The organism is Erythrobacter donghaensis (assembly GCF_002155425.1).
Classification (GTDB): domain Bacteria; phylum Pseudomonadota; class Alphaproteobacteria; order Sphingomonadales; family Sphingomonadaceae; genus Erythrobacter; species Erythrobacter donghaensis.
In genome coordinates this window covers 273,693-293,615 of the sequence record NZ_MUYG01000007.1, presented here as the reverse complement: position 1 = coordinate 293,615, position 19,923 = coordinate 273,693, and the positions used below count along the sequence as shown (strand labels likewise).

The following is a 19,923-nucleotide window of genomic DNA, read 5'->3' as shown; positions in this document are numbered from 1 at the left end:
CTCTACGAAGCGAGCGCTTGACGGCGCAAATCGCGGGCCTTGGTGAGGATGATGTCCTCCAGCTTCTGCACCGTTGCCGCCTGCACCGGGGCTTCGATCCAGTTGCCGGCCTCGTTTACCTGACGGCTCGCGGCGACGCGCAGGGCATCGGCGCGCAGGTCCTGATCGAGGATCGTCACGGTCAGCTTCACCCGCTCACCCGGATTGGCCGGGTTGGCATACCAGTCGGTCACGATCACGCCCCCGGTGCTGTCAACCTGCAGCAGCGGCGCGAAGCTCACCGTGTCGAGCGCAGCGCGCCACAGATAGGCGTTGACCCCGATGGTGTTGAGCTTCGCGGCGGCGAGCTCGGTGCGCGGACGGCTATTGCCGCCGCACGCGCTCAGCGCGGCCAGCGCCGGCACGACAAGGGCCAGTGCCAGAGTGCGGCGGAAGGTGGCGGATTTGGCGGATGTCACAGCCGGGTATTCCTCATGATTGATCGGAGCAGGCGCTCCCCTGCCCCCTATAACCGCCAGCACCCTCGCGGCAAGCATCATCCGCGAGGTTTGCAGGCACCTTGGCCCGCAGCAAGACAGGCTCGGGGCTTTACCGGGGATGAATTGGCGCCGACTCGCGCGAGTCTGTGTGCCTGCTGCCACAGTTTGAGGAGGAATCCCGTGCGCGGGCCTGAAAGACCATTGCAAGCTGGGGGTCCAAGCCTATCACTATGTTTCAACCGGGGTGCGACTCACCTGCGGTTAAGGTAAATAATGCTTGGGCTTGATTCCAAATCGACAGGCCCAAACCGGTATGATCGCCGGACAGGACAGGGAACGGATAGCACGATGGCACGCCAGCCGCACATGACCGCAAAAGCGCAGCGCTCGCTGCCGCTGTTTGCGCTGTGCGGCGCGCTGGCGCTGGCCGTGCCGACCGCCGGGCTCGCCCTGGCGGGGGATTTCACCCCCGTGGGGACCGCCGCGTTGACGAGCTTCGGGCGCGATGCACTCGGCCTCGGCACCTTTACCCCGGCCTCGGTCGATCCCGAACTGGCCGCCCGCGTTGCCGACAAGGCCCGCGCGCGCGGCGTGCATTTCACCCCCGCCAGCGCGCCGCCGATCAGCGGCAAGCGCACGATCACCGTCGCGGTGCGGGTCGATGACGATGCCGCCCGTGCAATCTCGGTGCGTAAGGCGGTGGAAGCCATGCCCGGCCGCAACTCCGGCCTTGCCGGTCTCGACGTGAGCAAGTTCAAGCTCGGCTCGGCGCGCGGCTATCAGAGCTTTGCGCGCACCGTGGACCTGTCGGCCAAGGTGCAGAACTTGTCGCTGCCCGATCTTTCTCAGTTTGAACCTTCGCGCCCCAAGGCCGAAGACAAGCCCAGCCGCCTGCAACCGCGGATCGAGCTGGAAGATCGCGAAATCGCCGGGCGCTCGCCCAACACGCTCGATTCGATCGGGGCGCAGACCGTGGGCGTGGGCGGCAGCTTCCGCCTCTCGCCCAATCTGAACGTCACCGCCGGGGTGCGCTACTCGCAGGAGCGCGAGCGGCTCGATCCGCTGACCAATTCGGTCAAGGACAGCCAGGCGGTCTACGTGGGCACGCAGATCAACTTCTGATCCCTGCCAACCGGGCGTTTCGGGCCCGGCGCCAACCTCCCGCGCATAGCTATTCCCCGCTTCCCCTGACCTTACGGCATCGCTAGGTTGCGAGGCCTTAAGCCAGTCACATAAGGGGAGAATGCCATGGGCCGGGTTGCCATCGTCACCGGAGGAACGCGCGGGATCGGGGAGGCGATCTGCAAGCGGCTCCAGCGGCAGGGCCACACGGTCATCGCCAATTATGCCGGGAACGAAGAAAAGGCGGCGGCCTTCACCGAAGCCACCGGCATCCCCGCGCGCCGCTGGGACGTGGGCGATCACGAGGCGACCCAGGCCGGTTGCGCGGCGGTGGCCGAGGAGTTCGGCCCCATCGACATCGTCGTCAACAATGCCGGGATCACCCGCGACGGCACGCTCCACAAGATGAGCTTCGACGACTGGAACGATGTCATGCGCATCAACCTCGGCGGGTGCTTCAACATGGCCAAGGCGACCTTCCCCGGCATGCGCGAGCGCGGCTGGGGGCGGATCGTCAACATCGGCTCGATCAACGGGCAGGCGGGGCAATATGGCCAGGTCAACTACGCCGCGGCCAAGAGCGGAATTCACGGCTTTACCAAGGCCTTGGCGCAGGAGGGCGCGAAGTTCGGGGTGACGGTCAACGCGATTGCGCCGGGCTATATCGACACCGACATGGTCGCCGCCGTGCCCGCGCCGGTGCTGGAAAAGATCGTCGCCAAGATCCCGGTCGGGCGGCTGGGCATGGCCGAGGAAATCGCACGCGGGGTGGCCTTCCTCACGAGCGAGAACGGCGGCTTCATGACCGGCTCGACCATGAGCATCAACGGCGGCCAGCATATGTACTAGCGCAGGCAGGCGGCCAGCCCTGCTGGCCGCCGGTGCCGCGCAGCGGCAGCCGGAGCGGTCGGCCAGCGGGGCGGCGGCGCAAAGCCGCCGAACCCGTCTGACGTCAGCCTGCGGCTTTGCCGCAGGCCCCTTCCGAAGCCCACACCCGCAGACCCCCTCAGCCCTTCCGCAACATCACCAGATCATCCGCAGCCTCAATCACCACCGGATCGTGGCTGACGCAGATCACCACCGCGCCGCGATCGCGCGCGTAATCGCGCAAGGTATCGGCCACCAGACCCGCACTTGCCTGATCGAGCGCCGCGGTCGGCTGGTCGGCGAGCAGCACCGTGGGCCGCGCGCACAGCGCCTGCGCGATGGCGAGGCGCTGCTTGTCCGCGCCCGAAAGCTCTCCGCCGAACTGGGTCAGCCGCCGGCCCATCCCCAGCATCCCGAGCAGCGCAAGCCCCTCGGCCTCGGCCTCGGGCATGCCGCGCAGCACGCCCGATAGGCGCACATGCTCGCGCACCGTCAGCACGCCGACGGTCTGCTGGCTCTGCGCGATCAGGCCGAGGTTCTGCCGTCGCCATGCCGCCGCCCCGGCGCTCGACAGGCGGGTGAGGTTGAATTCACCCCATAGCACCGACCCCTGCATCGGCCGCAGCGCCAGCGCGAGGATCGATAGCAGCGTGGTCTTCCCCGCGCCCGGAGGCCCCGCCACGACGTGGAAGGTGCCCGGCGCAAAGCGGCGGGTGAGCGGGCCGGTCAGCGGGGAAAGCCCCTGCGCTCCGGAGGCGGCGTGGCCGATGCCGTCGAGCACCAGCGGGCGCGCAAAGCCGGTCACGGCGTCGTTGCACGCATCGTGCGCCGGAGCCTCAGCGACCAGCACAGGCCGCCAGGGGTTGCGATTGCTGCCACGATGCACCGGGTGCTGCTGGGTCCTGCGCCGCGTCCTGCAAGGCCAGCTCCCACTCGTCGAAGGCATAGGTGCGCTTGTGCGGGAAGGCGCGCACCGCCGAGCGCACGAAGCCCTCGGCATCGGCGGGCATGGAGATGCGGTTGCTGCCGTAGCAGGTCAGCGCAGCGCCATCCTGGGCCAGCCGGATGCCCCATTGCCACCGCCGGGTCGGTGCGCCGGGCTCGAACAGGGCTCGCACGCCGAGCACCAGATGCGCCCCGCCGGGCGTGCCCGCCCCGCGCATCAGCTGTTCGACCGCAGCTTCGGGGATGACGGCGGTGAGGCCCGTATCGTCGGGCTGGAAGGCGAAATCGCGTTCCTCGCTGGGAGAGATCAGCGACAGGCGCGGCTTGGGGATGAAGGGCCGCAGCGGCTTGATCGTCACAGCCAGCGCCCCCGGTGCGGCATGCCAGATGCTCAAGGTGCTCGACATCTCGTCCCCCCATGACGCGCCGGAGCGGCGCTGACTGCGGCGCAACCATGCCGCAACCCGCGTACCCGCGCGGCGGCATTCCTCACAGGGGTCTTGTGCTGAAACGCACATTTGTGCATTTGCGAAGGGCAGGTGTGCGGGGGCGCCTTATGGAAACCATCAGACAAGTCGCCATCGCCGGGCTCGACGCTGAAGAGACCCTCCCGCCCGCGCTGGCAGAGGCTTTCGCCGCGCGGGGCAAGCGCATTCATGCGCGCAAAGGTCAGATGCTGATCGCGCAAGGGTCAGAGGCAAGCGATGTCTATCTGATCGAATCGGGCCGTGTGAATATCTCGGTGTTCTCGGCCAACGGGCGTGAGACGATCTTGCGCGACATGGGGCCGGGGCGGCTGTTCGGTGAGCTGGCGGCGATCGACGGGGGCCCACGCTCGGCCAATGTCACCGTCATCGAAGATGCGGTGCTGGTGCTGATCTCGGCGGCGGCGTTCCGCAGCTTTCTGGTCGAGGTGCCGGGCGCGGGCTTCTGGATGTCAGCGCAGCTGGTGTCGCGGGTGCGCAACCTTTCCGACAAGTCGGTCGAGCTCGCCTCGCAGCCGGTCGCCGCGCGGCTGGTGAGCGAGCTGCTGCGGATCGCTGCCGCCACGGGCCATGACGATGACCGCGCCGAAATCGCGCGGATGCCGACCCATGCCGATCTCGCCGCCCGGATCGGCACCCACCGCGAGGCAGTGACGCGCGAATTGCGTCAGCTGGCGCGCGACGGGCTGGTCGTGCAAACCGGGCGCAAGCTGGTGGTGGTGTCGCGCGCCGGGCTGGCGGCGCTGCACGAAAGGCTGGCGCGCTGATGCAGGCCATCCGGCAGGAACGGCGTCTCGCCACCCTCCTGTTTTCCGACCTGACCAACTCCACGGCGCTCGCCGCCGGGCTGGAGCCGGAGCAGTTCGTCGAAGTGATCGAGCAGATCCGCGCGATCGCGCACCGGGTGATCCCGGCGCATGGCGGCGATATCCTGCGGGTCGATGGCGACGGGATGCTCTGCCTGTTCGGCTATCCCGATGTCCACGAGGACGCGGGCCGCCGCGCCACCGAGGCCGCGCTCGACATGCACGCCGCGATGGCGGCGATCGCGGCGGTGTTCGGGACGAGCGACCTGCCGCTCAAGCTGCACAGCGGGATCCACGCCGGGATGGTGCTGATCCGCGAAGGCGATCTGGTGCGCGGCAAGTACGAGGTGCTGGGCGATGCCACCAATGTCGCGGCGCGCGTGTGCGATGCCGCCGCGCCGGGCGAAATCCTCGTCAGCGCCGAGACGCTGGGGGCCGAGCGGCATTTCTTCACCGTCGCCGAAGCCCGCGCGATCCATCCGCGGGGGCACCAGACGCCGCTCGAATGCCTCGCCGTCACCGGGCGCAGCGGCATCGCCCGGCGGTTCGAGGCGCGCGCGCGGGCCGGGCTGACCCCGTTTCAGGGACGCGACGGGGAATGGGAGAGCTTCACCCGCTGGCTCGCCGCGCGCCGCAGCCGCCCGGCGGTGCTCGGGCTGCATGGCCCGGCGGGGATCGGCAAGAGCCGCTTTCTGTCGCGCATCGCCGCCCATGCCGCCGCCGCCGGATGGAGCGTCGCGCCGGGCTATTGCGAGGCCTATCTCAGCGCGCGCCCCTTGCAGGCCTTTGCCCAGGCCGCTGCCAGCCTGCCGGGCGAGCCGCTTTGTGCAGACACGCCCGAAGCGGTGCGTGCCGCCCTGCTGACGGGCCAGCAGGTGCTGCTGGTAATCGACGACTGGCAATGGGCCGACGATGCCAGCCGCGATTTCCTCGCCGATCTGCTGCGCGATGCCGATCCCGCGCGGCTCGCCTGCGTGCTCGCCTCGCGCGAGAGCGGCTTCGACTTTCCCGACAGCGGCGAGGCCGAGGTGTTGGCGCTCGCCCCGCTGGGCCGCGACGCGACGCTGGCGGCGATCGAGGCGCTGCTTGCCTCACCCGATCCCTTCGTGGTCGACCGGATCGAGCGCGCCTCGGGCGGGTCGCCGCTGCTGATCGAGGAATTGTGCCACGCCTTCGCCACCGGCACCGCCGCGCCCGATCGCGATCCGCGTGGGGCGTGGTTCGATCAGGCGGTGCAATCGCGCTTCGACCGGCTGGAGCGCGCCGACCGCGACCTGCTCAAGCTGGCGGCGGTGATCGGGCACATCGTCCCCGGCTGGCTAATCGAGAGCCTCCACGGCGCCCCGCTCGATTCCGCACAGCTGGAACGCTTGCAGGCGGTCGATTTCCTGTTTCCGGGCGATACGCCGGGCACCTATCGCTTCAAGCACGGGCTGACCCGCGATGCGCTCTATGCCGGACTGGGCCGTGACGAGCGCCGGCTGCTCCATGCCGAAGTGCTGGCGGTGCTCGAGGCGGCGAGCGCGGCGCGCGGGCGCGAGGCGCTGCTCGATGCGCTGGCCTATCACGCGGTTGCCGCCGGGCGCGGGGCGACGGGGCTCGCCTATGCGATCGCGGCGGGGGATGCCGCGCTGACGGCGGGCGCGCTTGACCGGGCGCAGGGGCATTACCTCGCCGCGCTCGATCTGCTCGGCCGCCTGCCCACGCCCGAGGCGCAGCGCGAGGCGGGCTGGGCGCTGCTCAACAAGTTCGGCCTCGCCTGCATCGTCGATCCCGCGCCCGATCAGCTCGCGGTGCTCGAACGGCTGCGTGAGGTGCTGGCGGTGTATGGGCAGGCACGCGACATGCAGCGCGCCGAATACTGGCTCGGGCTCATCGCCTATGGGGTGGGGCTGGGGAAGCGCTCGGTCCGGCACCTCGAAGCCGCGCTGGCGCGGGCCGAGGCGAGCAGGCGCGAGAGCGACATCCTGCTGATCCGCACCAAGCGCGCGCATTCGCTCTTCGCCAGCGGCCAGGTCGCCGCCGCCGCCGCGCAGTTCGAGGCCGATCTGCCGCGCCTCGCCGCTGCCAGCACCCGCAACGAGCGCGAGGTCGCTGCCTATGCCCATGCGGGCTTCGCCTTCCTCAACGCGCAAAGTGGCCACCACGCCCGCGCCGCAGCGCTGTTTGCCGAGGCCGACCGGGTCCTCGCCGATCCCGCCAGCGCGATGAACGCCAGCATCCTGCTCTACCGCTCCGCCGCGCTGATCACGCAAGGATCGTGGGAAGCGGCGATGGAAGCGGCCGGCGCAGTCATCGCGGTCAGCCATCGCAGCCGCGCGCGGATGCAGAACCGCACCGCCCGCGCCCAGACCGCCTATGCCCGCTGGCGGCTGACCGGCGAGGCGCAGGACGCCGCCGCGCTCGAGGCCGTGGCGCGCGAGTTCCTGACCGGCAGCAACAGCCTGCAGCACGTCTCGATGGTGTTCGGCTGGGTGGCCGAGGCGATGGTCGCGGTCGGCGATATCCCCCGCGCGCGCGAATATATGGGGCAGGTGATCTCTCGCGCGCGGATTGCGGGCGACCGGCTGGGCGAGGCGATGGGCTGGCGGGCGATGGCGCGCGCGGCGCTGGCGGCTGGCGACCAGAAGCGCGCCGCGCGCTACCTTGGCTTTGCCCGCCGCGCCGCTGCGCTGAGGATCTCGGCGAGTGAAGCCGCGCATAACGACATGCTCGCCGCCGATCTCCTCGCCGCGCAGGGCCAAGCCGACGAAGCCGCCCGCCTGCGCGAGGCCGCCATTGCCGCCTTCGCGCAGATGGACATGCCCGCCTTCACCAGTCGCTGATGCGCAGGATCAACGATGCGGGGAGCGCCTGGATCGTCCCGGCCTCCAGCAGCGCGGCGAGAATGCCCTTCATCCCGCCCATCGCCATCGCCTGCGCGGGGCAGGCGTGGACCGGCTCTTCGTCGCTGGCGTCGGGATCGGGCAGCACCGTGCCGTCATCGCCCAGCCGGTAGCCCTGCCAGCCCTTCGCCCGCCGCCCGCCGAAGATCACGTCGATCCCCGATGCACCGGTGGGATCGGCGCAGAGCGCGCCCTGGCTCGCCGAAGCGAGGCTGACGACCACCATGTCGCCTTCCTCGGCGGTCACGTCGGGCTCTCCGCAGGCGGGATCGCGCCGGATGGTGACGGGGCGCTTGGCGGTGCGGAACAGCACGTCGGGCGCGGGGCGGATGCACATCGCCTGCGCCACCGGCACCGCCAGCACGGCAAGCGCCTCGTCCGCGCAAGTCTCGGGTGAGCGCCCCGCCAGCGCCTGCACCAGCGCCGCCTGATGCCGCCACAACCGCCCGCTGGTGAGCCATTCGAACAGCACGTTGCGCATGTTCGCCTCCATCGGCGGGATCGCCCCGATCATGCTGCCGATGATATTGCGGGCCAGCACTTCATCGTCCGGGGTCTTGTCGAACAGCGTCTGGATCAGCGGGGTGCGCGGCAGGCTCGGATCGGCGCGGTGACGGGCGACGAACATCCGCCCGGCCTTGAGGATCGCGGTGCCGTGCATCTGCGCGAAATCGCGGATCGAGGCATTGGGCCGCGGGAACACCGCCCCGCGCGAGGGCGCCATGAAGTCCCCCGGACACAGCGCCTTGGACCGCTCGGTCGCGGAATCGGCCACCGTCTCGACGATCCGCTTCCACGACCAGCTTCCGGCATGGAGCGCCTGTTCGTCGGGCAGGCCGTACCACAGCTGCCAGACCCCGGCGAGCGCGGGCTGGAGATATTCGCGCCGCATCTCGAGCTTGAACGAGGTGCGCTTCAGCGCGCGGGCCGCCGCCTTGCGCTGGTCGAGCACCGCGCGCCCGGCGGCATAGCCCGCGCGGAAGGCATCGGCCTCGGGATAAGCGAGGAGCGCGGTGTTGGTGGCGGCGGATTCGGCGTGGTAATTCAGCTTCTGCTGCTTCGTGGTGCCGTCGGGGCCGGGATAGTCGTGGGTGCCGGACAGGCAGATATAGCGATCATCGGGCTGCTGGGTGACATAGATCGGCCCGGCATTGGGGCTGACCCGCCGCAGCTGTTCCTCATTGGTGAAATTGTCCCAGTCGGCCAGCACCCGCATCACCTGATGCATCCCCCCGGCGATGATCACGTTCTGGTGATCCCACGAAGGATTGCGCCACTGCTCGGTGCAGACCGGCTGATCGGACAGCGCGCGGGCTGACGCCATCAGCGCCTTGTTCGGCCCCTTGGTCATCGGCGCGCGGCAATTCACCACGCCCCCCGCCGCGGTGCGGATCGCTTCCCAGACATGCGGGCTGATGCCGTTTTCGGCCGGGTCCTTGGTCAGGAAATCGTCGAGCAGCCGCTTCCACTCCCCGCCGCGCACCGTCTCGTTGGCGATCTGCATCACCCGGCTGATCTGCGGCGCGCCGATGTCCGCACCGCGCAGCGGGCCGAGCGGGCGGTAGCTGCCCTGCCATTCCTCGGTCATCGCGGTCAGCGCCGCACGCGCCGGGGCGAAGGTGTAGAGCCCCCAATAGAGCGGCGTGAAGGGGTGTCGGCCCGGCTCCGACAGGCTGCCTTGCGGCTGATCGGGCACGGGCAGCGGAAGGCTCAGCACCACCGGCTCGCGCCGCCCGGAGGCATCGGCACGGTGCGCCACGAAGCGGAACGCGCCTTCGCCGGCGCGCGGGCACACGCCGGTCAGCGGGTCGTTGTTGGCCGAAGCGACATCGGTCGGATTGCCGCCGTTGAGCCAGCGCTGGATCACCTCGTATTGTTCGGAAATGCTGGAAACATAGGCCATGAACATCATCCCGGGCGCGGCATCGGTGTCCTCGCCGAACAGCATCCCCCGGCGCAGCAGGCGCGGGGTCGGGCGGTCATGCTCGCGGCGGACCTCGACCGGGGCGGCGAGCCCGCGTTCGGTGCGGCGCGGGTTGGCGCGGCGGATATGGGCCGCATGGGGGCAGCGCAGGCCATCGGCATCGCCCCGGAAATCGAAATCGTTGAGATCGGGCGAGACCGTGTCGGCGAGCGGCCTGCCGGCCTCGTCGCGCCCCATCACCGCTGCCTTCAGCCGCGCGCGGGCCTCGACCTCGGTCCAGCCGGTGGCGGCGGCGATGGCGTGCTTGTGCGCATCGAGCCAGGCGTCGAAGGCGGCGACATTGGTGCCGATCTTGCGCACCACCAGAAAGCTGCCGTTCTTCTGGAAGGCGAGCGCCTCCTTGCGGTGCGGGCTGCGCCAATGGGTGTTGTAATCCAGCGGGCGATCCTCGGCATCGAGGGTGCGGAATTCATCGGGCGGGCCGTCGCCGCGATCATTGCCATAGCCCGCCAGCACCTCGCCAAGCGCCACACGGTCGCGGTGCAGGCCGTAGCCGGGGGCATCGGGCAAGCGCGGGCGTGGCTGGCTGATCCCGTCCATGAAGCCGAAATGTTCGCGGAACCGCCCTTCCTCGTCGAACTTGGCGTGGAGCCAGTCGACCGCCTCGAGCGTCACCGCCGCCCCCGCCTGCCGCACCAGCGCCAGCGCCGCGCTGCGGAAGGCGGCGCGGTCGGGACCCTGCCCGCGCAGCTGGAGGACGATGTCGACCTCTTCCAGCTGTACCGGCGGGAGGCGCAGATCATCGGGCACCAGCCCCATCAGCGGGGGGCCGTTGCGTTCGGGCAGCATCCAGTTGCGGGGATGGTTCTCGCGCATGTCGCCCACCAGCCCGCTGCGCTGCGCCAGCCCTTCGCGGAACTCCTTGGGGAAACGGTCGAGCGTGTCCGGCGCCATGCCCATCTCGACGAGTCCCTGCGGCGTGAAGGCGATATTGCCCGCCAGCGCCGCGGGGTCGCCCGGCGGATCGCCTTCAAACCGCAGCACGCCGCTCTGCATCAGTGTGCGGATGAAATCGCGCGCGCCCTCGGCGTCGCGCACGCTCAGCAGCATCAGCGCGCCCTGATCGGCAGGCGCGGTGCGGGTGCCGTGGGCGCGCAGGATTCCGGCCTGCACTTCCTTGCGGTCGAAGGCCGGATCGGGCGGCGGGAGCGCCGCGGCATCCAGCGCATCGACATAGGCCCGCCCGGTGCGATACCAGTCGAGCGGCACGGCATAGGCCCTGAGCAACAGCGCCTCCGGCCCTTGCGGATCGGCCGCCGCCGCCGCCTCGATCCCGGCCAGCACCGGATCGAACCCCAGCAGAATGTCGCGCGTCACCCGCAGCAGGCGGTGGCCTTCATTTTCGCGCTCGGGCTCCCCGATGGGGCCGGTCATCCATTCGGGCGGGTAGAAATCGGCGAGCTTGTGCAGCACGTTGAGCGCTTCGAAGGCAAGCTCGGTGGTCTTGCGCGGATGCGCCATGCGGGTGTGCAGCGCATCGTCTTCGGGGTGCGCCATCGTCAGCCCGGCGCGCGCCACGTCCCCCGCCCCGCTGCGTTCGGCCCGTTCCAGCGCGCTCAGATATTTGTGATCCCGCACCCCCAGCCCGGTGGTGTTGTAGAAGATCGCGCTGTCCATCTGGTTGTCGCGCACCCACTGGATATATTCCTCGAACCCGTGCTCGGTGGCGGTGACATAGCCCTCGCAATTGCAGAACAGCAGGTCGAGAAACGGGCCGAGCGGGCGCCAGATCTGGCGCATATATGGCTCGAACCCGCCTTCGAAGGTGGCGGTGAGATACAGGTAGCGGCGCGGGGTCAGCGTCAGCGTCTGGTCATTGCCGCGCGCAAGCCCGAACAGGTCGCGGTCGATCACCCCGACGCGGAAATCGAGCAGGCTGAGGATCCGCTCGGTGACGTCGCTGAAGGGCATCACCCGCTCATATTCGCGCGCCGCGACCCGGAGCTTGTTGAGCGCGTTGGCGGCAAGATCGAGCCGCGAGGCGTAGCTCATCGTCTCGAAGGCCTTGATGAAGCCATCCTTGATCGGCGCGATCACGACGAGATCGGCGATCCCGTCGATATGTTTCGAAGTCACGTGCTCCATCGATGCCCCCCTTGGCGATCCCCGACAGGCGGCATGACGCCATCCCGCATGGGACCATGAAGCCGATGGTGGCGCAAGAGTGTGGCAAATGCCACAGGCCCGGTGCGGCCTGATGCATTTGTCAGGGGCGGGTTGGTCGCCGCTTAGTGACGAAGGCTTAAGGCCTTGTATCTTATGCGACGCCCATGTCGGTGCATTTCGATGTCAGCAAGATCAGCTTCTTCGGGCTGGATGATTGGTCCGTCGCGGTTTGCGCATGGAGGGGTTGTTGCCTCGAAGTGTTTGCGCGGGCCGAACATTCGGTGGCGGATTGTTTGCGCACTCTCTCGGGTGCCGGAGTGCCGCTCGGGAAAGAGGCGCTCAATCCCTTCGGCGGAAACCGTCTCAAGGCCCTGCGCACGTGCATCGCAGCACAGGAGTTCGGCGGGCACGGCAAGGCGGCGCTAAAACGGATTGAGGAGTGGGATCGCGTGTACGAAGCCCGCGCTCCTCTTGCGCATGCCGAAATCAGGGCCACTGAACATGGCATAAGTGTCAATCACATAACTTTCGACGGTAAGGCCGAAACGCGGTACCCGCTGAAGACCTACACGCGAATAGAGATGCTTGAAATTCTGGCCAATATCGAAGCGGCGCAGAGGTCGCTGCACTATCAGCTCGGCCAGATCAAGGCGTTGGCCTTGAAGATAAAGCCCAACCCCGGATCAAGTCCGGGGTGACGAAAATGTTGGCGTCGAAAGGCTAGGCACAGTCTTCTTCGCGCACAGACGTCTTAGCCTCGTCACGTATCTTGCCGAGCCGCTGGAGTATCGCCTTGTCCGCCTCGTTCTCCGAAGCGCGGCGATCATAGGCATCTTTCCAGACCGTCTCGAGTTCAATCCCCTGCGCTTCGGTGCAGACGAAGTCTTCAGAGTTTGGCGGAATGTAGCCGCGCGTCAGCACGCAGGCGCTTTCTCCAAGCGCAGGGAAACACTCGCTCTCGTAGCTGACCGGGGCGCTTGATGTGGCGCTACTTTCCCGTCTCAGAGTTTCCGTGAGACGGCCATATTCTCTGCCGTGTCTGGAGCCGTCTTTGCCAGCCAGCCGACACTGACAATCGAGCGTGGCGAGCTGTTGGAGGTCGACGAGTTCTGGGGGCTTTGCAGCGGGCTGCTCACTTGCATTCTGCGGTGTGCAACAGGCAAGCGCAACAAGGGCGACTACGCAGGAAGCGCGCATGCCCCTACCCCCGATAAAGCCCGTCGATCCGTTCCTGATACCGGTCGCGGATCTTGTGCCGCCTGATCTTCATCGACGGCGTCATTTCTTCGTTCTCGATGGTGAAAGCCTCGTCCGCGAAGGCGAACTGGCGGACCTTCTCGATCACCGACAGGTCGGCATTGGTCCGGTCGACCGCGGCGCGCACCGCGTTCTTGAAGGCGGGGAGCTCCTGCAAGGCCTTGAGGTCGAATTTCTCGCCATTGGCGCGGGCCCATTCCACCGCCCATTCGGCGTCGGGCACGATCAGGCCGACCACGTAGGGCCGCTTGTCCCCGCTCACCATCGCCTGCGCGATTTCGGGCTGGAGCGTCAGCATCCCCTCGACCTTCTGCGGGGCGATATTGTCGCCCTTGTCGTTGACGATCATGTCCTTCTTGCGGTCGGTGATGACGATCCGGCCCTTGCTGTCGAAATGGCCGATATCGCCGGTGTGGAGCCAGCCGTCCTGCAATGTGCGCGCGGTCTCGGCCTCGTTGCGCCAGTAGCCGTGCATCACCAGCTCGCCGCGCACGAGGATCTCGCCGTCCTCGGCAATCCGCACTTCGACACCCCGCAGCGGCGGGCCGACAGTATCCATCTTGAGGCCGACCTTGGGGCGGTTGCAGCTGATCACCGGCCCGGCCTCGGTCTGGCCATAGCCTTGCAGCATGGTGAGGCCGACCGCATCGAAGAAATTGCCAACCTCGGGGTTGAGCGGCGCGCCGCCCGACACCATCGCCTTGATCCGCCCGCCGAACTTGGCGCGAATCTTGGGACGAAAGGCCTTTTCGACGATGAAGTCGAGCGGCTTGTCACGCAGGCGCTTCTTGCCGTCCTTGCTGTTCCCCGCGATGCGGAGCGCCGCGTCCATCATGAAGCTGGCGGCCTTGCCCTGCTTTTCGACCTGCTTCATGATCCGCGTCCGCAGCACTTCGAACAGGCGCGGGACGACGACCATGATGGTGGGGCGGGTTTCCTCGATGTTCGAGGCGAGCTTTTCCAGCCCCTCGGAATAGAAGATTTCCGCGCCCACCCCGATCGGCAGATATTGCCCGCCCGAATGTTCGTAGGCGTGGGAGAGCGGGAGGAAGGAGAGGAAGCGCTCGTCCTTGATCCCGAAATCCTCGATCAGCACCTCGGCCGCGCCCGCGACATTGCACAGGATCGCGCCGTGGTGCTGCATCACCCCGCGCGGCGCGCCGCCGGTGCCACTGGTGTAGATCAGGCAGGCGGTGTCCGAGCGTTCGATCCGTGCGATCCGCGCATCCACTGCCGCGCGCGCTGCGGCGGCATCGCCGGTGATGAGGCTCGCCCAGCGGTGATATTCGAAGCTGCCCGATTGCTGGCGCTTCAGATCGTCGATCCCGATGACGTGCTCGACCAGTCCGGTCTGCCCGATCGCGCCCACCAGCGGCGCGAGCAGCTTCTCGGTCGAGACGAACACCGCGCGCGCGCCCGAATTGTCGAGGATGTGCGCGTGATCGCGGCGGGTGTTGGTGGTGTAGGTCGGCACGGTGATGCACCCGGCGGCCATGATCGCGAGGTCGGCGATGCACCATTCGGGGCGGTTCTCGCTGACCAGCGCCACCCGGTCGCCATCGCCCAGCCCCATCGCCCGCAGCGCCTCGGCGATCAGGCACACCTGCTCCGCTGCCGAGCGCCAGGATTGCGTCACCCACTGCCCGCCGGTCTTGTGGCCGAGGAAGGGCGCATCGCCCTTCTGGTCAGCGCGCTTCAGGAACAGCGCGACCAGGTTCTGCGCGCCGTCGATGTCCTGCAACAGCTGGTTATCAGCGGGGTTTACGACCGCGCGGGGGGCGTGGACATGGCTGGGGGAATGCACTGGCAAAGGCTCCTGATCCCTTCGAGGTTATATGTCGCAGGTTCAGGCACGACCCGCGTTTGGGCAGCAGATTAGAAGGTCGCAGCCGTAGCGGCAAGCGCTCAGGGTGTGACGACGCTGACGAGCCGCGGCTCGGTCGCGACTTCCCACGTGCCGTCGGCGCGGCGGCCCACGGCATTGGCCTTGATCGGGGCAGGTCCGACGCGGATGCCGGTGTGGCCGAGCGCCTTCAGCGCATCCTGCATTTGCGCCAGAGACGAGCCTTCCTCGATCAGCAGCGTATCGCCGAAGGCCATCGCGAAGGGCATGGCGAGCGCATCCTGCGCGCCCATGCGGAAATCGAGCACGCCGATGATCGCGCGGGCCACGGTGACGGGGATCGTAGGCCCGCCCGCCGCGCCGATCACCAGCACGATCTTGCCCTCAGCATCGTAGATAATGGTCGGCGCCATCGACGAGCGCGGGCGCTTGCCCCCCTCGACCCGGTTGGCGACCGGCTTGCCATCGGCCTCGGGCGTCAAGGTGAAGTCGGTAAGTTCGTTGTTGAGATAGAACCCGCCGAAGAACAGCCCCGACCCGAATGCGCCTTCGATGGTCGAAGTGTAGCTGACGGCGTTCCCGCCCGCGTCCACAATCGCGAAGTGTGTGGTGCCGTGCTCGGGCTCCTCCGGCCCGTCCCCGCGGGCAACCGGTGCGCCCGGCGGCACCCCGGCCTCGACCTTGGCGAGCCGCGTGTCGGGCGAGATCAGCGCCGACCGGCTGGCGAGGTAGCCCGCGTCGACGAGGCCCACGACAGGCACTTCGACGAAATCGGCATCGCCCGAATAGAGCTCACGGTCGGCATAGGCGAGGCGCTGGCTTTCGATGAACAGGTGCCAGAACTGCGGGCTATCCGGGCCCATCGCGGCAAGATCGAAGCGTTCGAGCTGGACGAGCATCTGCGCCACCGCGACCCCGCCAGAGGACGGCGGGCCCATGCCGCACACCTTGTAGACGCGGTAGCGCACGCAGACCGGCGGACGCTCCTTGGCGGTATAGCCGCGCACGTCGGCCTCGGTCATCTTGCCGTCACTCGGCGTGCGTTCGGCCACCCAGCGCGCGAGGCTGCCAGCGTTGAGGTCGTACAGCGCCCCCGGCCCGTTCTGCGCCAGATCGGTGAGCGATTCGGCGAGATCGGGATTGCGCACGACGGTGCCCAGCGGCAGCGGCTCGCCGTCCGGGCCGAAGAACACGCGCTTCGCTTCCATATCGAGATCGGCGCGGCCCTTGTTGCCCTTGAGCGATTCGTACAGCCGCTGGTTCATCACGAAGCCATCCCGCGCGAGCGCGATGGCGGGCTGGAACAGCGCTTCCCACGGCAACGTCCCGTGTTCGGCATGGGCCTTGGCGGCGAGCGCGAGATTGCCCGGCACGCCGACGCTGAGGCCCGAGAAAACGCGGGTCTCGCGCGGGAGCACCTTCCCCGCGTCATCGAGAAAGCGGGTCGGGGTCGCGGCGGCAGGGGCGGTCTCGCGTCCGTCATAGGTGACCAGCGCACCGCTCTCAGCATCCGCACGCAGCATGAAGCCGCCGCCGCCGATGCCGGAGCTTTGCGGTTCGACCACGGTGAGCGCCAGCATCACCGCAATCGCGGCATCGACCGCCGATCCCCCCTGCGCCAGAATCGCCTCACCCGCCGCCGCCGCGCGCGGATCGGCCGCGCTGACCGCGCCTGCCATGACGGGGACGGACGGCGCTGCAACGGTCCCGGCGGGGGCTAAGGTCTGGGGGGTGACACAGCCCGACAGGGCCAGCGCCAGCGGGGCGATGAGGGCAGGAAGGAAACGCATCGCCAAGCTAGCTATTCGCTTCCCACCGCTTCGGCAATGCTCGCAAAGCCGTCGCGCTTCATCAGCCGCTCCAGCCCGCGCACGATTGCAGCGCCGAGGCCGGGGCCTTCATAGACCATCGCGGAATAGAGCTGCACAAGGCTCGCTCCGGCGCGGATGCGTTCCCACGCGTGTTCCGCCGTGGCGATCCCGCCGACGCCGACCAGCGGTATTGCGCCCCCGGTGGCCTTGCGGAAATCGCGCAGGCGCTGGGTGGCCAGCTGGCGCAAGGGCGCGCCCGAGAGGCCGCCGGTCTCGCCCGCATGGTGCGAGCGCAGCGCCGGGCGGCTGATCGTGGTGTTCGACACCACCAGCGCGCCAAGCCCGTGATCCAGTGCGATCCGGGCGATGGCGTCGATGTCTGCAGGCTCGAGATCGGGCGCGACCTTGAGAAACACCGGCGGCGGCGAATCGGTGACCGCCTCGTTTCGCGCTGCGATCACGGCGGCGATCAGGGCGGTCAGCGCGCCCTCATCCTGAAGCGCGCGCAGGCCCGGCGTGTTGGGGCTGGAGACGTTGACGCAGAGATAGCTCGAATGTGGAGCCATCTTGCGCGCCATCACCGCGTAGTCGGCGATGCGGTCGGCGGAATCCTTGTTGGCGCCGATGTTGACGGCGACGATACCCGGTCGCCCGGCGCGCGCCCGCAGCCGCGTCAATGCCGCCTCGGCCCCGCCATTGTTGAACCCCATGCGGTTGATAACCGCCTGATCTTCCACCAGTCTGAACAGGCGCGGGCGCAGGTTTCCGGCCTGCGGCAGCGGCGTGATCGAGCCCACTTCGGTAAAGCCGAAGCCCAGCCCCAGCAGCGCGTCGGGGACCTCGGCATCCTTGTCGAACCCCGCAGCGACGCCGACCGGATTGGGAAAGGTCAGCCCCGCCACCTCCACCGCCAGCGGCCCGGCAGCAGGCGGCGCGCGATGCGGCAGCAGCGCCAGCGAGCGCAGGGCAAGGCGGTGCCCGGTCTCCGAGTCGAGCGCGAACAGGGCGGGTTTGATCAGGCGGAACAGCATGGCCGAGCGCCTATGGCAGCGCGCGCGTCATGTCGAGACAATCGGGCATTTCGGGCCCATCCGCGCCACTAATCCGTGAGTTTACAAAGACTAACGAAGGCCACCCCCACGATAAGGGGAATTGCGTGTCGCTTGCATACAATCCCCCGGCCGATTCGCAGGCTATAGGCTCTCCTGCGACCCGAAGGGCTCGGAGCAGAGATGCAAAGAGTTCCTCAACTCAGATAGGCGGCGTTCCTCCAGGGACGCCGCCTTTTTTTCGCGCTTTTGACTTTGCTCCGCTTTTTTGACGGGGGGCGCAAAAGCGGCAATAGTGCGCGCCGCACGCCATGGACGCACCAACCGCCCCTCCCGATCTCGATCGCAATCAGCCGGTCCCGCAGGGGGAGCTAACCGCAGCTGCGCTGATCGCGGTGGATTACATCGCCCCGCCTGCGCCCATCGCGCCCTTCGTCACCACGCTCTACCACTTCCGCTGCGACGAGCCGGTGATCCGCGACATCCAGCCCGCCGCGATCGGGCAGCTCTGCATGTTCCCGCACGGCACCGGTGAAATGCATTTCGCAGAGGGTCACCGCGATCCCAATCATGCCGTGGGCCTGCTCACCCCGCTCTCGCGCGCGACGCCGATCGAGGTCGAGGGGCCGTTTCATGCCATCGGCGCGGCGCTCTCTCCGGTCGGATGGGCGGCGCTGACGGGGCTCCACGCCGGGCAGCACAAGGACCGGCTGCTGCCCGCCGCCAGCGTGCTCGGACCAGAGATTGCGGAACTGGGCGAGCGGCTGATCGCGGCCTATCGCGAAGGCAGCATGAGCGGGCGGGACTGCGCGCTGGCCGTCGGCGATTTCATCGGCGCGAAGGTGAAGCCTATCCATCCGCGCCATCTCGAACTGATCGCGGCGACCGCCCGCTGGCTGGGCGCATCGTTCAATCCCGAGATCGGCGAGCTGTCCGGCGTGGCGGGCTATTCCGGGCGGCAGGTGCAGCGGCTGGTCGAGCGCTATTTCGGCCTGCCGCCGCGCGCGCTTGCCCGCAAGTATCGCGCCCTGCGCGCCGCCGCGCTGCTCTCGGCCCCGCAATTGTCGCTGGAGGACGAGGCCGAGATTGCCGAGGCCTTCTTCGATCAGCCGCACATGATCCGCGAGATCGCCCATTTCGTCGGGCGGACCCCGGCGCGGCTGGGCGATCCGTCCACGCCCTACCTCGCCGAGATGATCGACGCGCGAAACCTGCGCGAACTGGGGCCCTGACCTGCACGCCCTCTCGACAAGAGTTGCGTATTTGCGCAAAAGCGCGGCGGGTCGCACCGCACCAACCAAGGGGGTCTCCGCAAGGAGAGGGCAGGGTTGCAGTACCGCACCACGATGATCGCGCCCCCGGCTGAGGCCGCGGGGCTGGTCAACACCTTCTACATCATCGAGACCGGCGCAGCGCCGATCGAGGAACCTGTGCCCGCCTATGCCGCGCAGCTGCTGGTGATGGTGCGCGGGCAGATACGCTTTACCTTCGCCGATGGCAGCACGGGGCAATCCGCGCGGGTGTTCATCAACGCCCCGCAGATGCGCAGCGCCCATGCGGTGCTTGAGGGCCCGGTGTTGCAGGTGGGTGCCTCGCTGACGCACACCGCCTGGCAGCGGCTCGCCAATCTCCCGGCGGACGAAGTGCACGACCGGCTGATCCCCGCCGAGGCTGTGCTCACCCCCGACCAGATCGCCACGCTCGAAGCCGCCGCGATCGCCTGCGACGAAGGGCGGATCGCGCCCGAAGACCTGTGCCAACACCTCACCGCCGTCATCGCCGCAGGCCCGCATGGCTTGCGTGAGGATCATGTCGCGGTGGTCGATGCGATCCTTGGCTGGCTGGCGAGCGGGTTCGATCCTGCGCTGGCCGATCTTCACGCCAGCGTCGATGTCTCCCCCCGCCAGCTCCAGCGCATCAGCCGCCGCTTCTTCGGCGTCGCACCGGCGCAGGTGCTCAAACGGTTCCGCGCGTTGCGCGCCGCGATGATGCTGTCACAGCCCGCGGTCAGCCGGGATCTGCATGACCAGTTGATGGCGACCTATTTCGATCAGGCGCATCTGATCCGCGACATCCGCCGCTATACCGGGCGCACGCCGACCCAGTTCCGCGAGCAGTCACTGGCGCGCGACATGCTCGATCCGGCGGCGCATGGGGACGCGGGCACGCCGCTGAAGGCTGCAGCCGAGTAACCCACTCGCCAGCCCGGCTTTGGCGGTTGTAATGCGAGCGTTTTGCTCCTAATTGGAAATCGGAACGATTCCGTCCAATTTGAGAACCGCTC

At 68.4% G+C, this 19,923-nt stretch carries 15 protein-coding genes; 7 read left to right on the top strand and 8 right to left on the bottom strand.

Features of this window, described 5'->3' with window-relative positions; all coding sequences use genetic code 11:
• Positions 1–2: 2 nt before the first annotated feature.
• Positions 3–458 (bottom strand): DUF3576 domain-containing protein, encoded by a 456-nt coding sequence (locus BZF59_RS04400; protein WP_245806013.1) that lies wholly within the window; start codon positions 456–458, stop codon positions 3–5.
• Positions 459–827: 369 nt separating this feature from the next.
• On the opposite strand from BZF59_RS04400, the gene BZF59_RS04395 reads away from it, so the two are divergent.
• Both BZF59_RS04395 and phbB read left to right on the top strand, forming a co-directional pair.
• Positions 828–1,601: a hypothetical protein gene (locus BZF59_RS04395; RefSeq protein WP_086607023.1), complete on the top strand. Its 774-nt coding sequence runs from the start codon at positions 828–830 to the stop codon at positions 1,599–1,601.
• Between the two features lie 126 nt (positions 1,602–1,727).
• A complete protein-coding gene (phbB, locus tag BZF59_RS04390) occupies positions 1,728–2,450 on the top strand; it encodes an acetoacetyl-CoA reductase (RefSeq protein ID WP_086607022.1) in 723 nt (240 codons plus the stop codon).
• Between the two features lie 157 nt (positions 2,451–2,607).
• Here the strand turns inward: phbB and BZF59_RS04385 are convergent, their stop codons facing one another.
• On the bottom strand, positions 2,608–3,318 hold the full coding sequence (locus BZF59_RS04385) for an ABC transporter ATP-binding protein (RefSeq protein WP_158094272.1): 711 nt from the start codon (positions 3,316–3,318) through the stop codon (positions 2,608–2,610).
• The gene (locus tag BZF59_RS16185; RefSeq protein WP_158094271.1) at positions 3,305–3,820 is read right to left on the bottom strand and encodes a hypothetical protein; all 516 of its coding nucleotides are present in this window, start codon (positions 3,818–3,820) and stop codon (positions 3,305–3,307) included. Before BZF59_RS16185 ends, BZF59_RS04385 begins: the two co-directional genes overlap by 14 nt.
• 149 nt (positions 3,821–3,969) lie before the next feature.
• On the opposite strand from BZF59_RS16185, the gene BZF59_RS04380 reads away from it, so the two are divergent.
• Together BZF59_RS04380 and BZF59_RS04375 are read left to right on the top strand one after the other, a co-directional pair.
• Positions 3,970–4,665 (top strand): Crp/Fnr family transcriptional regulator, encoded by a 696-nt coding sequence (locus BZF59_RS04380; protein ID WP_158094270.1) that lies wholly within the window; start codon positions 3,970–3,972, stop codon positions 4,663–4,665.
• Complete coding sequence (locus BZF59_RS04375; protein ID WP_086607019.1) at positions 4,665–7,529, top strand: adenylate/guanylate cyclase domain-containing protein; 2,865 nt, start codon at positions 4,665–4,667, stop codon at positions 7,527–7,529. Before BZF59_RS04380 ends, BZF59_RS04375 begins: the two co-directional genes overlap by 1 nt.
• On the opposite strand, the gene BZF59_RS04370 is transcribed toward BZF59_RS04375, so the two are convergent.
• Entirely contained in the window at positions 7,516–11,658 is a 4,143-nt protein-coding gene (locus BZF59_RS04370) for a hypothetical protein (protein WP_086607018.1), read from the bottom strand. The two genes, BZF59_RS04375 and BZF59_RS04370, sit on opposite strands and share 14 nt — an antisense overlap.
• A gap of 185 nt (positions 11,659–11,843) precedes the next feature.
• Between BZF59_RS04370 and BZF59_RS04365 the strand changes: the two genes are divergently transcribed.
• Positions 11,844–12,377 carry a hypothetical protein gene (locus BZF59_RS04365; protein WP_086607017.1) on the top strand — a complete coding sequence of 178 codons (534 nt, stop codon included), beginning with the start codon at positions 11,844–11,846 and terminating at the stop codon, positions 12,375–12,377.
• 22 nt (positions 12,378–12,399) lie between these two features.
• Here the strand turns inward: BZF59_RS04365 and BZF59_RS04360 are convergent, their stop codons facing one another.
• The 4 genes from BZF59_RS04360 to BZF59_RS04345 form a co-directional block, all read right to left on the bottom strand.
• On the bottom strand, positions 12,400–12,600 hold the full coding sequence (locus BZF59_RS04360; protein WP_086607016.1) for a hypothetical protein: 201 nt from the start codon (positions 12,598–12,600) through the stop codon (positions 12,400–12,402).
• A gap of 280 nt (positions 12,601–12,880) precedes the next feature.
• Positions 12,881–14,680, bottom strand: a complete 1,800-nt coding sequence (locus BZF59_RS04355) for an AMP-dependent synthetase/ligase (RefSeq protein WP_086607085.1) — start codon at positions 14,678–14,680, stop codon at positions 12,881–12,883.
• A gap of 161 nt (positions 14,681–14,841) precedes the next feature.
• Positions 14,842–16,569, bottom strand: coding sequence for a gamma-glutamyltransferase (gene ggt / locus BZF59_RS04350; RefSeq protein ID WP_086607015.1), 1,728 nt, complete (start codon positions 16,567–16,569; stop codon positions 14,842–14,844).
• A gap of 11 nt (positions 16,570–16,580) precedes the next feature.
• Positions 16,581–17,621 (bottom strand): quinone-dependent dihydroorotate dehydrogenase, encoded by a 1,041-nt coding sequence (locus BZF59_RS04345; RefSeq protein ID WP_086607014.1) that lies wholly within the window; start codon positions 17,619–17,621, stop codon positions 16,581–16,583.
• Positions 17,622–17,950: 329 nt separating this feature from the next.
• Here BZF59_RS04345 and BZF59_RS04340 point away from each other — a divergent pair, with 329 nt between their 5' ends.
• Both BZF59_RS04340 and BZF59_RS04335 read left to right on the top strand, forming a co-directional pair.
• Positions 17,951–18,871 (top strand): helix-turn-helix domain-containing protein, encoded by a 921-nt coding sequence (locus BZF59_RS04340; RefSeq protein ID WP_086607013.1) that lies wholly within the window; start codon positions 17,951–17,953, stop codon positions 18,869–18,871.
• A 96-nt stretch (positions 18,872–18,967) separates the two neighbouring features.
• On the top strand, positions 18,968–19,831 hold the full coding sequence (locus BZF59_RS04335; RefSeq protein WP_143738090.1) for a helix-turn-helix transcriptional regulator: 864 nt from the start codon (positions 18,968–18,970) through the stop codon (positions 19,829–19,831).
• Positions 19,832–19,923: the final 92 nt, after the last annotated feature.